General features: G+C 44.9%; 11 protein-coding genes and 1 pseudogene. 11 read left to right on the plus strand and 1 reads right to left on the minus strand.

The features are described from left to right. Window positions 1-39: 39 nt before the first annotated feature. The 10 genes from RAC86_RS25365 (at window position 40) to RAC86_RS25410 (ending at window position 10,805) form a co-directional block, all read left to right on the plus strand. Complete coding sequence (locus RAC86_RS25365) at window positions 40-939, plus strand: dienelactone hydrolase family protein (protein ID WP_247470683.1); 900 nt, start codon at window positions 40-42, stop codon at window positions 937-939. Window positions 940-1,148: 209 nt separating this feature from the next. Continuing rightward, window positions 1,149-1,925 carry a 6-carboxyhexanoate--CoA ligase gene (bioW, locus tag RAC86_RS25370; RefSeq protein WP_029726434.1) on the plus strand — a complete coding sequence of 259 codons (777 nt, stop codon included), beginning with the start codon at window positions 1,149-1,151 and terminating at the stop codon, window positions 1,923-1,925. Further along, the gene (gene bioA, locus RAC86_RS25375) at window positions 1,915-3,261 is read left to right on the plus strand and encodes an adenosylmethionine--8-amino-7-oxononanoate transaminase (RefSeq protein WP_029726433.1); all 1,347 of its coding nucleotides are present in this window, start codon (window positions 1,915-1,917) and stop codon (window positions 3,259-3,261) included. Before bioW ends, bioA begins: the two co-directional genes overlap by 11 nt. Then, window positions 3,251-4,420 (plus strand): 8-amino-7-oxononanoate synthase, encoded by a 1,170-nt coding sequence (gene bioF / locus RAC86_RS25380; RefSeq protein ID WP_029726432.1) that lies wholly within the window; start codon window positions 3,251-3,253, stop codon window positions 4,418-4,420. Before bioA ends, bioF begins: the two co-directional genes overlap by 11 nt. Then, window positions 4,417-5,112 (plus strand): dethiobiotin synthase, encoded by a 696-nt coding sequence (bioD, locus tag RAC86_RS25385; protein ID WP_029726431.1) that lies wholly within the window; start codon window positions 4,417-4,419, stop codon window positions 5,110-5,112. Before bioF ends, bioD begins: the two co-directional genes overlap by 4 nt. A 2-nt stretch (window positions 5,113-5,114) precedes the next feature. After that, the gene (gene bioB, locus RAC86_RS25390; RefSeq protein ID WP_015251417.1) at window positions 5,115-6,122 is read left to right on the plus strand and encodes a biotin synthase BioB; all 1,008 of its coding nucleotides are present in this window, start codon (window positions 5,115-5,117) and stop codon (window positions 6,120-6,122) included. Window positions 6,123-6,190: 68 nt separating this feature from the next. Continuing rightward, entirely contained in the window at window positions 6,191-7,378 is a 1,188-nt protein-coding gene (gene bioI, locus RAC86_RS25395) for a biotin biosynthesis cytochrome P450 (protein WP_029726430.1), read from the plus strand. Between the two features lie 76 nt (window positions 7,379-7,454). Then, complete coding sequence (locus tag RAC86_RS25400; protein WP_029726429.1) at window positions 7,455-8,216, plus strand: NAD-dependent epimerase/dehydratase family protein; 762 nt, start codon at window positions 7,455-7,457, stop codon at window positions 8,214-8,216. A 207-nt stretch (window positions 8,217-8,423) separates the two neighbouring features. Continuing rightward, the gene (locus tag RAC86_RS25405; RefSeq protein ID WP_015251420.1) at window positions 8,424-9,284 is read left to right on the plus strand and encodes a carbohydrate ABC transporter permease; all 861 of its coding nucleotides are present in this window, start codon (window positions 8,424-8,426) and stop codon (window positions 9,282-9,284) included. 24 nt (window positions 9,285-9,308) lie between these two features. After that, window positions 9,309-10,805 (plus strand): extracellular solute-binding protein, encoded by a 1,497-nt coding sequence (locus RAC86_RS25410; protein WP_377886135.1) that lies wholly within the window; start codon window positions 9,309-9,311, stop codon window positions 10,803-10,805. A 40-nt stretch (window positions 10,806-10,845) separates the two neighbouring features. Here the strand turns inward: RAC86_RS25410 and RAC86_RS25415 are convergent, their stop codons facing one another. Next, a complete protein-coding gene (locus RAC86_RS25415; RefSeq protein WP_377886136.1) occupies window positions 10,846-13,164 on the minus strand; it encodes a helix-turn-helix domain-containing protein in 2,319 nt (772 codons plus the stop codon). A 215-nt stretch (window positions 13,165-13,379) separates the two neighbouring features. Here RAC86_RS25415 and rmgP point away from each other — a divergent pair. Further along, window positions 13,380-14,000: pseudogene (rmgP, locus tag RAC86_RS25420) on the plus strand (polygalacturonan/rhamnogalacturonan ABC transporter permease); the annotation flags it as partial.

Raw genomic sequence — 14,000 nt, forward strand, 5'->3', positions numbered from 1 at the left:
TCGTAAATGTGAAGTAAGCGAATTAGGAAGGGTGATGGGATGAGAGCCGAAAGACGAAAGCAACTGTTTCGATTGCTTGGTGATTTGCCTGATCGGAGGCCAATCAGTGTTGAGACATTATTTATTGAAGAAAGAGAAGAAAATATCGTTGAAACGCTCCTGCTCGATTTAAATGGACATGAAAAGGCGCCCGCTTATTTTGTGAAGCCGAAGAAAACAGAAGGACCGTGCCCAGCCGTATTGTTTCAGCATTCGCATGGGGGCCAGTATGATAGGGGAAAAAGTGAGCTGATTGAGGGAGCGGATTATTTGAAAACGCCTTCTTTTTCTGATGAGCTTACTTCACTCGGATACGGCGTTCTTGCGATTGATCATTGGGGATTTGGAGATCGGCGGGGAAAAGCGGAAAGCGAGATATTTAAAGAAATGCTTCTCACCGGAAAAGTGATGTGGGGGATGATGATTTATGACAGTTTAAGTGCGTTGGACTATATGCAGTCACGCTCTGATGTTCAGCCTGACAGGATCGGAACCATCGGCATGTCTATGGGAGGTTTGATGGCGTGGTGGACAGCGGCGCTCGATGAGCGGATTAAGGTGTGTGTGGATTTGTGCAGCCAGGTGGATCATCACGTGCTGATCAAAACACAGAATCTTGACAGGCACGGCTTTTATTATTACGTCCCATCGCTTGCAAAGCATTTTTCCGCATCGGAGATCCAAGGCCTGATCGCGCCGCGCCCGCACCTTAGTCTTGTTGGTGTACACGATCGGTTAACGCCGGCCGAGGGCGTGGACAAAGTCGAAAAAGAATTGACAGCTGTCTATGCTGGACAGGGAGCTGCTGATTGCTACCGAGTTGTCCGTTCTGCTTCGGGACATTTCGAAACAGCAGTTATGAGGCATGAAGCTGTCCGGTTTTTGCAAAAGTGGCTGTGACTGTTAAAAGAAATCGAAAAAGACCGTTTTGTGTGAAAACGGTCTTTTTGTTTCCTTTTAACCAACTGCCATAAATCGATCCTTTCTTCTATTGACAGAAACAGGAGAGAATAATATATTCTAATTGTTAACCTTTAAATATAATTGGTTAACAATTGAGGTGAGAAGCGCTACACGTTCTTCAGTTATCAGTGAAAGGGCGAGAAATGATGCAAGAAGAAACTTTTTATAGTGTCAGAATGAGGGCTTCAATGAATGGATCTCATGAAGACGGCGGAAAGCATATATCCGGCGGAGAACGGCTTATTCCTTTCCATGAGATGAAGCATACAGTCAATGCTTTATTAGAAAAAGGGTTATCCCATTCAAGAGGAAAACCTGATTTTATGCAAATTCAATTTGAAGAGGTACATGAATCGATAAAAACCATTCAGCCATTGCCTGTGCATACGAATGAAGTGAGCTGCCCGGAAGAAGGACAAAAGCTTGCCCGATTGTTATTGGAAAAAGAAGGCGTTTCACGAGACGTGATTGAAAAAGCATATGAACAAATCCCTGAATGGTCAGATGTCAGGGGTGCGGTGTTGTTTGATATTCATACAGGCAAGCGAATGGATCAAACAAAAGAAAAAGGGGTGCGGGTCTCCAGAATGGATTGGCCGGACGCTAATTTTGAAAAATGGGCGCTTCACAGTCACGTGCCGGCTCATTCAAGAATAAAAGAGGCCCTTGCGCTCGCTTCAAAGGTAAGCTGGCACCCGGCAGCCGTTGCAGAATTATGCTGGTCGGACGATCCGGATTACATAACAGGCTATGTTGCGGGTAAGAAAATGGGCTATCAGCGTATTACAGCAATGAAAGAATACGGGACTGAAGAGGGCTGCCGAGTCTTTTTTATTGATGGATCCAATGATGTAAACACGTACATACATGATCTGGAGAAGCAGCCTATTTTAATCGAGTGGGAGGAAGACCATGACTCATGATTTGATAGAAAAAAGTAAAAAGCACCTCTGGCTGCCATTTACCCAAATGAAAGATTATGATGAAAACCCCTTAATCATCGAAAGCGGAACTGGAATCAAAGTCAAAGACATAAATGGCAAGGAATACTATGACGGTTTTTCATCAGTTTGGCTTAATGTCCACGGACACCGCAAAAAAGAACTAGATGACGCCATAAAAAAACAGCTCGGAAAAATTGCGCACTCCACGTTATTGGGCATGACCAATGTTCCAGCAACCCAGCTTGCCGAGACATTAATCGATATCAGCCCAAAAAAGCTCACGCGGGTCTTTTATTCAGACAGCGGCGCAGAAGCGATGGAAATAGCCCTAAAAATGGCGTTTCAGTATTGGAAGAACATCGGGAAGCCCGAGAAACAAAAATTCATCGCAATGAAAAACGGGTATCACGGTGATACGATTGGCGCCGTCAGTGTCGGTTCAATTGAGCTTTTTCACCACGTATACGGCCCGTTGATGTTCGAGAGTTACAAGGCTCCGATTCCTTATGTGTATCGCTCTGAAAGCGGTGATCCTGATGAGTGCCGTGATCAGTGCCTCCGAGAGCTTGAACAGCTGCTTAAGGAACATCACGAGGAAATTGCCGCGCTTTCCATTGAATCAATAGTACAAGGCGCGTCCGGTATGATCGTGATGCCGGAAGGATATTTGGCAGGGGTGCGCGAGCTATGTACAACATACGATGTCTTAATGATCGTTGATGAAGTCGCTACAGGCTTTGGCCGTACAGGAAAAATGTTTGCGTGCGAGCACGAGAATGTCCAGCCTGATCTGATGGCTGCCGGTAAAGGCATTACAGGAGGCTATTTGCCAATTGCCGTTACGTTTGCCACTGAAGACATCTATAAGGCATTCTATGATGATTATGAAAACCTAAAAACCTTTTTCCATGGCCATTCCTATACAGGCAATCAGCTTGGCTGTGCGGTTGCGCTTGAAAATCTGGCATTATTTGAATCTGAAAACATTGTGGAACAAGTAGCGGAAAAAAGTAAAAAGCTCCATTTTCTTCTTCAAGATCTGCACGCTCTTCCTCATGTTGGGGATATTCGGCAGCTTGGCTTTATGTGCGGTGCAGAGCTTGTCCGGTCAAGGGAAACCAAAGAACCTTACCCGGCTGATCGGCGGATTGGATACAAAGTTTCCTTAAAAATGAGAGAGTTAGGAATGCTGACAAGACCGCTTGGGGACGTGATTGCATTTCTTCCTCCTCTTGCCAGCACAGCTGAGGAGCTCACGGAAATGGTTGCCATTATGCAACAAGCAATCCACGAGGTTACGAGCCTTGAAGATTGATTCCTGGTTGAACAAGCGGTTAGACAGAATGAAAGAAGCCGGCGTACATCGTAACCTGCGGTCAATGGATGGAGCGCCGGTTCCAGAGAGGAACATTGATGGCGAAAATCAAACGGTCTGGTCCTCAAACAATTATTTAGGGCTCGCAAGCGATAGACGTTTGATCGATGCAGCCCAAACAGCATTGCAGCAATTTGGGACAGGAAGCAGCGGTTCACGTTTAACGACAGGCAATTCGGTCTGGCATGAAAAGCTAGAAAAGAAGATTGCCAGCTTTAAGCGGACAGAAGCGGCCCTGCTGTTTTCGAGCGGTTACTTGGCCAATGTCGGTGTCCTTTCATCCTTGCCAGAAAAGGAAGATGTCATTTTAAGTGACCAGCTCAATCATGCAAGTATGATCGACGGCTGCCGACTTTCTAAGGCTGATACAGTTGTTTATCGGCATATTGATATGAATGATCTTGAAAATAAGCTGAATGAAACACAGCGTTATCAGCGCCGTTTTATCGTAACAGACGGGGTATTCAGCATGGATGGCACAATCGCCCCTCTTGATCAGATCATCTCACTTGCGAAACGCTATCATGCCTTCGTGGTCGTTGATGACGCCCACGCAACAGGAGTTTTAGGCGATTCGGGACGAGGAACGAGTGAATACTTTGGTGTTTGTCCCGACATTGTGATCGGCACCTTAAGCAAAGCTGTTGGCGCGGAAGGAGGTTTTGCGGCAGGATCAGCGGTCCTCATCGACTTTTTGCTGAACCATGCCAGAACATTTATCTTTCAAACCGCTATTCCGCCAGCCAGCTGTGCGGCTGCTCACGAGGCTTTCAACATCATTGAAGCCAGCAGGGAAAAACGGCAGCTTTTATTTTCTTATATCAGTATGATCAGAACCAGTCTGATGAATATGGGGTATGTGGTGAAAGGAGATCACACACCGATTATTCCTGTAGTCATTGGCGATGCCCATAAAACGGTCCTATTTGCTGAAAAACTGCAGGGCAAGGGAATTTATGCTCCTGCCATTCGGCCGCCGACCGTTGCACCGGGTGAAAGCCGGATTCGAATTACAATCACGTCTGACCACAGTATGGGTGATATTGATCATTTGCTGCAAACATTTCATTCAATCGGAAAGGAGCTGCACATCATTTGAGGGGTTTTTTTGTGACAGGAACAGATACAGAAGTGGGGAAAACGGTTATATCCAGCGGTCTTGCTGGCTTATTGAAAGAACATAATAGAGATGTCGGTGTGTATAAACCATTTTTAAGCGGGATATCGCGTCATCATCCAGATAGTGATACAAGTCTGCTGAAAGACATGTCGCAGACCAGTCTTTCTCATGAAGACATTACGCCTTTTGCCTTCAAAGCGCCGCTTGCACCATACGTTGCAGGGAAACTTGAGGGAAAGACTGTCACCATGGAAGAGGTTTTAAGCCATTGGGGGCGGATTAGAGAAAAACATGAATGCTTCATCGTAGAAGGTGCGGGCGGTATTTCTGTGCCATTGGGAGAGGACTATTTGGTCAGTCATGTCATAAAAGCGTTGCAGCTTCCCATGATTATTGTGGCACGTCCTCACCTTGGAACCATTAATCATACCTTTTTAACTGTCAAATATGCAGAAAGCATGGGGCTTCCAATTGCCGGAATTATCATCAATGGAATCAGTGACTCTCCTGATGAAGATGAAAAAACCAATCCTGAGATGATTGAGCGCTTATGCGGTGTTCCGATTTTAGGGGTTACGCCAAAGCTTGCCAACGTGACGAAAGAAACGGTTCTACATATGGTAAAAGACCATATCAATCTATCATTACTGATGAATCAAGTGGGGGTATGAGAATGAATCAATGGATGGAACTCGCAGACCGGGTGCTGGCTGGAGCAGAAGTGACTGACGAAGAGGCGCTTTCAATATTACATTGTCCTGATGAAGATATTTTGCTATTAATGCATGGAGCTTTTCATATCAGAAAACACTTTTATGGAAAAAAAGTAAAGCTCAATATGATTATGAATGCGAAATCCGGGCTCTGCCCGGAAAACTGCGGCTATTGTTCACAGTCTGCGATTTCGAAAGCGCCGATTGAGTCTTATCGGATGGTGAATAAGGAAACGCTGCTTGAAGGCGCGAAGCGGGCGCACGATCTGAATATTGGCACATATTGTATCGTGGCAAGCGGCAGAGGGCCGTCTAACAGAGAAGTGGATCAGGTCGTAGATGCGGTTCAGGAAATTAAAGAGACGTATGGACTGAAGGTTTGTGCGTGTCTCGGACTGTTGAAGCCAGAGCAGGCGAAGCGTCTCAAAGATGCCGGAGTAGACCGCTATAATCATAATTTGAATACGTCACAGAGGAACCATTCAAACATCACGACCTCACATACATACGATGACAGAGTCAATACGGTTGAAATCGCAAAAGAATCGGGGTTGTCTCCGTGTTCAGGCGCCATTATCGGGATGAAGGAGACGAAACAGGATGTCATTGACATCGCCAAAAGCTTGAAGGCTCTTGACGCGGATTCCATTCCTGTGAATTTTTTGCATGCAATTGATGGCACGCCGTTAGAAGGCGTCAACGAATTAAACCCGCTGTATTGTTTAAAAGTGCTGGCACTGTTCCGTTTTATCAATCCATCAAAAGAAATTCGCATTTCCGGAGGAAGAGAGGTCAATCTCCGCTCATTGCAGCCATTAGGGCTTTACGCCGCAAACTCCATTTTTGTCGGAGACTACTTAACAACTGCCGGGCAAGAGGAGACGGAGGATCATAAAATGCTGAGTGATTTAGGCTTTGAAGTTGAATCAGTCGAAGAAATGAAGGCCAGTTTAAGTGCGAAAAGCTGAAAGAATCAATAAAAGCAATCGGTATGATGTCGATTGCTTTTATTTTTGAACAGAAAGGAGAAAATCACGTGACAATTGCATCGTCAACTGCATCTTATGAGTTTTTGAAAAACCCATATTCTTTTTACGACACATTGCGAGCTGTTCATCCTATCTATAAAGGGAGTTTCTTAAAATATCCGGGCTGGTATGTCACAGGATATGAAGAAACGGCTGCTATTTTGAAAGATGCGAGATTCAAAGTCCGCACCCCGCTGCCTGAGAGCTCAACCAAATATCAGGACCTTTCACATGTGCAAAATCAAATGATGCTGTTTCAGAACCGGCCTGATCATAGACGATTGCGGACGCTTGCCAGCGGAGCGTTTACGCCGAGAACGACAGAGAGTTATCAGCCGTATATCATTGAAACTGTCCATCATTTGCTTGATCAAGTGCAAGGTAAAAAAAAGATGGAGGTCATTTCGGACTTTGCTTTTCCTTTAGCAAGTTTTGTCATAGCTAACATTATAGGTGTACCGGAGGAAGATAGGGAGCAATTAAAGGAGTGGGCTGCGAGTCTCATTCAAACGATTGATTTTACCCGCTCAAGAAAGGCATTAACAGAGGGCAATATTATGGCTGTGCAGGCTATGGCATATTTCAAAGAGCTGATTCAAAAGAGAAAACGCCACCCTCAACAGGATATGATCAGCATGCTCTTGAAGGGGAGAGAAAAGGATAAGCTGACGGAAGAGGAGGCGGCATCTACGTGCATATTGCTGGCGATCGCCGGACATGAGACAACGGTCAATCTCATCAGCAATTCAGTCCTTTGTCTGCTGCAGCATCCAGAACAGCTTTTGAAACTGAGAGAAAATCCAGATCTTATTGGTACCGCAGTCGAGGAATGTTTACGCTATGAAAGCCCCACGCAAATGACAGCCAGAGTTGCGTCAGAGGATATTGACATCTGCGGGGTGACGATCCGTCAAGGAGAACAAGTCTATCTTTTGTTAGGAGCGGCTAATCGAGACCCTAGCATATTCACGAACCCCGATGTCTTCGATATTACGAGAAGTCCTAATCCGCATCTTTCATTCGGGCATGGCCATCATGTTTGCTTAGGGTCCTCGCTGGCACGATTAGAAGCGCAAATTGCGATTAACACTCTTCTGCAGCGAATGCCCAGCCTTAAGCTCGCGGATTTTGAATGGCGGTATCGGCCGCTTTTTGGATTTCGGGCGCTTGAGGAGCTGCCGGTGACTTTTGAATAAGCCTAAGAATGTGAGTGCCAAAAAAGTGTCAGCCCCGCCGAAAATGGGCAATCTATAAAAAAGGGGAGTGAACATAGTGAAAAAAGTGCTGATCGCCGGCGGAAATGGTGTGATTGGGAGACTGCTTGCTGAAGGGCTTATTTCAGACTATGAAGTGACTGTGCTTGATAAATATCATTTCGATGGCAAAGCCTCTTCCATTCAGGCTGACGCGGCAAATTATGAGGAGCTGTTGAAGAAGATTCCAAAAGATACGGATGTCATCTTGAATTTACTCGCTGTTAAAATCAAATACGATATTATGGACATCGCTGAGTTTGAAAAAATGACGGATGTTTTCTATAGGGCAAGCTATTATCTGTGCCGTGCGGCAGCGGAGCTCGGCATTCAAAAGCTCGTGTTCGCCAGCAGCAATCATGTCACAGATGTATATGAAAAAGACGGGCGCTCGCTCTTAGGACGGGAAATCACAACAAGCGATTATCCGCTGTCAAAAAACTTGTACGGTGTATTAAAGCTGACCTCTGAACAGATCGGCCATTTGTTTTATTTGGAAAATAAGCTATCAGTAATCAACCTGCGAATCGGAACAGTCGTCACAGATGAAATGGATACGCTGCATGAAAAAGAACGGACGAAAAAGACACTGCTTTCTCACCCCGATCTGCTGTCGATTTTCAAAGCCGCTATTGAGACCAATATCCGGTACGGCACTTATTACGCCGTCTCTGATAATCCGGGCCGGCCATGGTCCATTGAACCTGCCGTGAATGAACTTGGGTTTTCGCCACAAATCAATACGGCCGAACTTCTGAACGAGGAGGAGAACGGAGCATAATCATTTTCTAAGATTATGCTCTTTTTCTTTTGTTATCGGTCTCAATTCGCGGCAGCCCCCGCCCCGGCCGGGGACTCTGTTCAAATGATTATAGACATGGCAATCACAGATTTGCTACATTTTAGACACGATATCGTCACATGCTGAGCTCGGTTTTTAAAAATATGATAACGCTTACAAAGAGAGGTGGGAGCTATCGCACATTCACTGAAAAACCGTCTGTTTGATATGTTGATTTATGGTTTCTTGCTGATGTTCGCTTTAATATGCGTACTTCCGTTCATTCATGTCATCGCAGCATCTTTCGCCACAGTAGAAGAAGTCGTGTCGAAAACATTTATTTTAATACCGACCACTTTTTCGCTAGATGCTTATCGCTACATTTTTTCAACAGATATTATTTATAAGAGCTTGCTTGTTTCTGTGTTTGTGACAGTGATAGGCACTGCGGTCAGCATGTTTCTTTCGTCACTGATGGCTTACGGGTTATCCCGCCGTGATTTAATCGGCCGGCAGCCGCTCATGTTTCTCGTCGTATTTACGATGCTGTTTAGCGGCGGCATGATTCCGACTTTCCTTGTGGTCAAATCGCTTGGATTGCTCGATTCTTACTGGGCGCTTATTTTGCCGACAGCCATTAATGCCTTTAACCTGATCATTCTGAAAAACTTCTTTCAAAATATCCCGTCAAGCTTGGAAGAGTCCGCGAAAATTGACGGGTGCAATGATCTGGGCATATTCTTTAAAATTGTGCTGCCGCTGTCTCTTCCTGCGATCGCAACGATTTCACTATTTTATGCGGTCACGTATTGGAACACGTATATGACAGCGATCTTGTACTTAAATGATTCAGCAAAATGGCCGATTCAGGTGCTTCTGCGCCAAATCGTCATTGTATCAAGCGGTATGCAAGGGGATATGTCTGAAATGGGGTCGGGCAGCCCGCCGCCTGAGCAAACCATTAAAATGGCGGTCATAGTGGTGGCGACCATCCCTGTTCTGCTTGTCTATCCGTTTATACAAAAGCATTTTGCAAAAGGAGCTTTGCTGGGATCTGTCAAAGGATAAAGAAATATGAAACGGAGGGGTACGATGGGAAACAAATGGAGGGTGCTTTTGATTGTGCTTGTACTGGCACTCGGCGGAGTGCTGGCGGGCTGTAAAGGAACTGATCAGTCTTCGGCTGAAGGCAAAGCTGGCCCAGATTCAAAGGTAAAGCTGTCTTGGATGGCGATTTTGTATCATCAGCAGCCGCCGAAAGACAGGGCGATTAAAGAAATTGAAAAGCTGACAAATACAGAACTCGACATCACCTGGGTTCCAGACGCGGTGAAAGAAGACAGGCTGAATGCAGCGCTTGCAGCCGACAATCTTCCGCAAATCGTGACCATCCAGGATATTAAAAATTCGTCAGTCATGAATGCCTTCCGGTCAGGAATGTTCTGGGAAATCGGTGATTATATCAAGGATTATCCCAACTTAAATAAAATGAACAAACTTATTAATAAAAATGTGACAATTGACGGCAAGCTCTACGGGATATACAGAGAGCGCCCACTTTCCAGACAGGGGATCGTCATTCGGAAGGACTGGCTGGACAATTTAAATTTGAAAACCCCGAAAACGTTGGATGAGCTTTATGAAGTGGCCAAAGCATTTACGGAGGACGACCCGGACAAGGATGGGGAAGATAATACGATCGGGCTGGCAGACCGTAATGACTTGATTTACGGCGCGTTTAAAACGATTGGCTCGTATGAAGGCATGCCGACAGATTGGAAGGAATCGGGCGGCAAATTCACGCCTGATTTCATGACACAGGAATACAAAGACACGATGAACTATATGAAAAAGCTGCGTGATAACGGGTATATGAATAAGGATTTTCCCGTCACGAGCAAAACCCAGCAGCAGGAGCTGTTTTCTCAAGGAAAAGCCGGAATTTATATTGGCAATATGGTAGATGCGGTCAATCTGCGCGACCATGCCTCTGATAAATCAATGAAGCTCGAGGTCATCAACCGCATAAAAGGCCCAGATGGGAAAGAGCGGGTATGGGCATCAGGAGGCCATAACGGCGTGTTTGCTTTCCCGAAAACGAGTGTGAAAACGGAAGCTGAGCTTAAACGGATCTTGGCGTTTTTTGACCGAATTGCCGAAGAAGATGTCTATAGCCTGATGACTTATGGCATTGACGGCGTTCATTACAACAAAGGTGCGGACAAAACGTTTACACGCAAAGAAAGCCAGGTAAAAGACTGGCAGACTGATATTCAGCCGCTGTCCGCTTTAATTGCCATTGATAAAGCCTACTTAAAAAACACTGGAGATCCGCTTCGGACGGCGTACGAGGAGCTGACCGAGGACAATGAAAAGATTATCGTCTCAAACCCGGCTGAAAGCCTGTATTCCGCATCGGAGTCGGAACGGGGTGATGAACTGAAGAAAATCATTGATGACGCGACTTATAAATATATGATTGGAGACATCACAGAAAGCCAGTTCGATAAAGAAGTGGAAAAATGGGAGTCAAGCGGAGGAAAACAAATTATTCAGGAATACGAAGAAGCGTTTAAACAAGCAAAATAACATTGGAAAAACCCAAAACGCGCAAGCGGTTTTGGGTTTTTTACATGCTTCTTTTTTGCTGGCGGTAGTTTCCCGGTGTAATCCCCTCCAGCTTCTTAAATGATCTGATAAAATTTTGCGAGTTTTTATATTTCAGCTTTTCGGCAATGTCCTTGACCGCCATGTCTGTTTCGGCAAGCCAGCTTTTCGCCATATGGTGTCGGTAGCTTGAGACATACTCGCTGAATGAAATTCCCATTTCTTTTTTGAAAATGCTGCTTAAATAATTTGGGTTGTAATGCAGCCTGCGCGCGATTTCGTCCAGTGTCAATTCGGATTCAAACTCATGATGGATGATATGAATGATGTTGTCGGAAATATTTTTGTACTGGGCATCCGCGCGGGCGTTCACTTTGTCTGTCATCGGATCAATAAACTCATTCTTTAGCCAGTTTTCGGTATCCTCGAACGTTTTCAGCTCAAAAATTTGGTCATACAGCATTTTGTTTTCTTCAAGCTCAAACAATTCGATCCCGAGCACATGCATCAGCTCAATCACATGGTTCAAAAAACGGGCGATGGCGATTTGAAATTGATACGGGTTGGTGTTCTGGGTGAAAATGGCTTGCAAAATCGCGTGCAGGCATTTATCCGCTTTCTCCTTGTCTCCTGCTTTAACGGCATCGAACAGCTCATGCTGAAGCTGCTTTGGAAAATGGGTTTTGAAGGTTTTTTTCTGGTCAAGGTCTTCGTAAAAGATGATCGACTTGTTTTCCGCTTTAAGCCGGTATTTCAACGCTTCTGAGCCTTCCGCATAGGCTGTTTTCGCTTTTGTCAGCACATCAAACGGCTGGCTGATGCCGATGCTGACAGACAGCTGCAGCTCAGCTTCCGCTTTTTCCTGAATCATCCTTGCAGTCTCATTCAGCTCAGCTATGAATTCTTCTTTTGTCCCGCTTTGGTTGATCAAAATCGTCGCCTGCTGTTTGTCAACTACGGCGGGGGCAAGATGTTTGTCCGTCGGGATGCTGCGCTCAATCAGGCTGTTGACGGCAAACAAAAGCAGATCCATATCTTTTTTCTCATAAGGCGTATGATTCAGTGTGTCAATTTGGAGCACAAGCAAGGCAAGGTGTCGCCAATTTTGCTTTAAACCGAGGCTTTCAAAACGGTTATCAACCTCCTCATCCGTCAGTTTTCCGAGCATAAGCCTGACCATAAAATATTGCTGCAGATGAGTGGCCTGCTGCTTCATCGTTTCTTCAAGGTCGTCATTTCTGTCCTTCAGCTGCTTAAAGCTCTGTTCAATTAACTCAAATTCATTTTGAGGAGGCTGTTGTTTCTCTTGTATGGCTCCATGTCTTGCGAATGATTCGTAAAGCACCCTGATCGGCTTGTAAAAATGGCGGGAGCCCAGCCAAGAGAACAATAATGAAAGCGTTAACAAAATGAGGCATACTGCAAAAGTGATCCAGCCGATTGATTTGGCTTCTTTTTTTAACTCAGGCAGGGAAACGAGAGAAAAATAAGTCCATGTATTATAGTCAGATTTTTGATAGGTGATTTTATAATGAATCCGGTCGATCACTGTTTCAAACTGTCCGCTATTGGCGTTTTGCGCCAGCACTTTTTGGACAAAGCCGTCGTTATGAAGAGATTCACCAATGTCAGACATGTTGTTATGAAGGATAATGCGGCCTTTTTCATCGATGATAAACAGGTTGTTGGCGTTTGAATAGCCAGGCATATTTTTGACAAGCGAACAGCTCGGGATGCTTGCGGCGGCCAATCCCTTTGTATTTGTACTGTTCAAAGGAAGCTGCTTAATTAAATTGATATTGTAGCGGCAGTTTTCTGATGTGCCTTCTTTGGTTGAAATCAAATGATTGTTTTCCTCAAGCGCCCAATAGGAGCGGCTCGCTTTGTGTTTCGTGTACGCTGAGGCTGCTTCATGAAGAGTGTCTGTATTCAAACGGTACAAACCGGAATTGTTCATGTACCATTTTTTCGTATAACTGACTAACGTCATGTTGGACAGATCGGTATCAAAGCTTTGCAGATAATTGAGCTCTTGGTTCACTTGGTTATAGATTTGAAATTGGTCTGAGTGCAAAGGCTCGGACAATGTGCGAAGGAGAGGCGGCGAACTCACATAGTGGGTTAAAGAGTGATCGACGGTTTTCAATATATGCTCGATGCTTTGCTGGGTCTGCTGGAGTGTGTCGAATTTTTCCTCTGAAACGTTGGAAATAGCCGTTTTCTGAGAGTGCTCGTACGAAAACAATCCGACCAAAATAACCGGAATGGTGCTGAGCAGGCAGAAAAACGTGATCAGTTTGTAGTAAAACTTGTATTGGCTTCTTTTCATAAAACCCCCCATTTCATAACATCCACTTCACCTTAATACAATTAATCCAAAGATTGATAGATATTGTCAATAATCATTTTCTAATATCGGTGTCTTTTTTTCAGGTGGAACGGCTGAACCCTTGATCATAAGGGGATAAGGCAGGATGTGATCATATGATTGTAGACGGACTTTTGCCTGCTGCGCTACAGTGAATGCAAGAACCCGTGAAAGGAGGCTTGGAAAAGATGAAAACAGCAGAAGCGCAAGCGCCGGCTGTTGATGCAGTCATTTTTAAAAAAGAAAAAAGAAAGCGCTTACTAAACAAGCTGATCCAGCAGAAATATTTGTACTTGATGATTTTGCCGGGGTGTATTTATTTTTTGCTTTTTAAGTATGTCCCGATGTGGGGAATTGTGATTGCGTTTCAGGATTATCAGCCGTTTCTCGGCATTTTGGGCAGTGAATGGGTTGGGCTGAAGCATTTTATCAGGCTGTTTACAGAGCCTACATTTTTTCTCCTGTTAAAAAACACGCTCGTGTTATTTGCTTTGAATCTGGTTATATTTTTCCCGGTGCCGATTTTGCTGGCGCTTCTATTAAACGAAGTGCGGATCGCTCTCTTTAAAAAATTTGTTCAGACGCTGATTTATATCCCGCATTTTATGTCTTGGGTCATTGTTGTATCGCTTTCGTTTGTGCTTTTAACAGTAGACGGAGGCTTGATTAATGAACTGATTGTGTTTTTTGGCGGCGAAAAAATCAATTTTCTGCTGAACGAAGATTGGTTCCGGCCCCTGTATATTCTACAGGTCATCTGGAGGGAAGCGGGCTGGTCGACGATCATTTATCTGGCGGCCATTACAGCA

This window comes from Bacillus sp. LR_5 (assembly GCF_042709275.1).

What these genes read in the sequence shown, in the direction of transcription:
- RAC86_RS25415 (WP_377886136.1), bottom strand. Translation starts at nt 13,164, where the DNA reads ATGGGGGGTTTTATGAAAAGAAGCCAATACAAGTTTTACTACAAACTG.
- RAC86_RS25365 (WP_247470683.1), top strand. Translation starts at nt 40, where the DNA reads ATGAGAGCCGAAAGACGAAAGCAACTGTTTCGATTGCTTGGTGATTTG.
- bioA (WP_029726433.1), top strand. Translation starts at nt 1,915, where the DNA reads ATGACTCATGATTTGATAGAAAAAAGTAAAAAGCACCTCTGGCTGCCA.
- bioB (WP_015251417.1), top strand. Translation starts at nt 5,115, where the DNA reads ATGAATCAATGGATGGAACTCGCAGACCGGGTGCTGGCTGGAGCAGAA.
- RAC86_RS25410 (WP_377886135.1), top strand. Translation starts at nt 9,309, where the DNA reads ATGGGAAACAAATGGAGGGTGCTTTTGATTGTGCTTGTACTGGCACTC.
- bioW (WP_029726434.1), top strand. Translation starts at nt 1,149, where the DNA reads ATGCAAGAAGAAACTTTTTATAGTGTCAGAATGAGGGCTTCAATGAAT.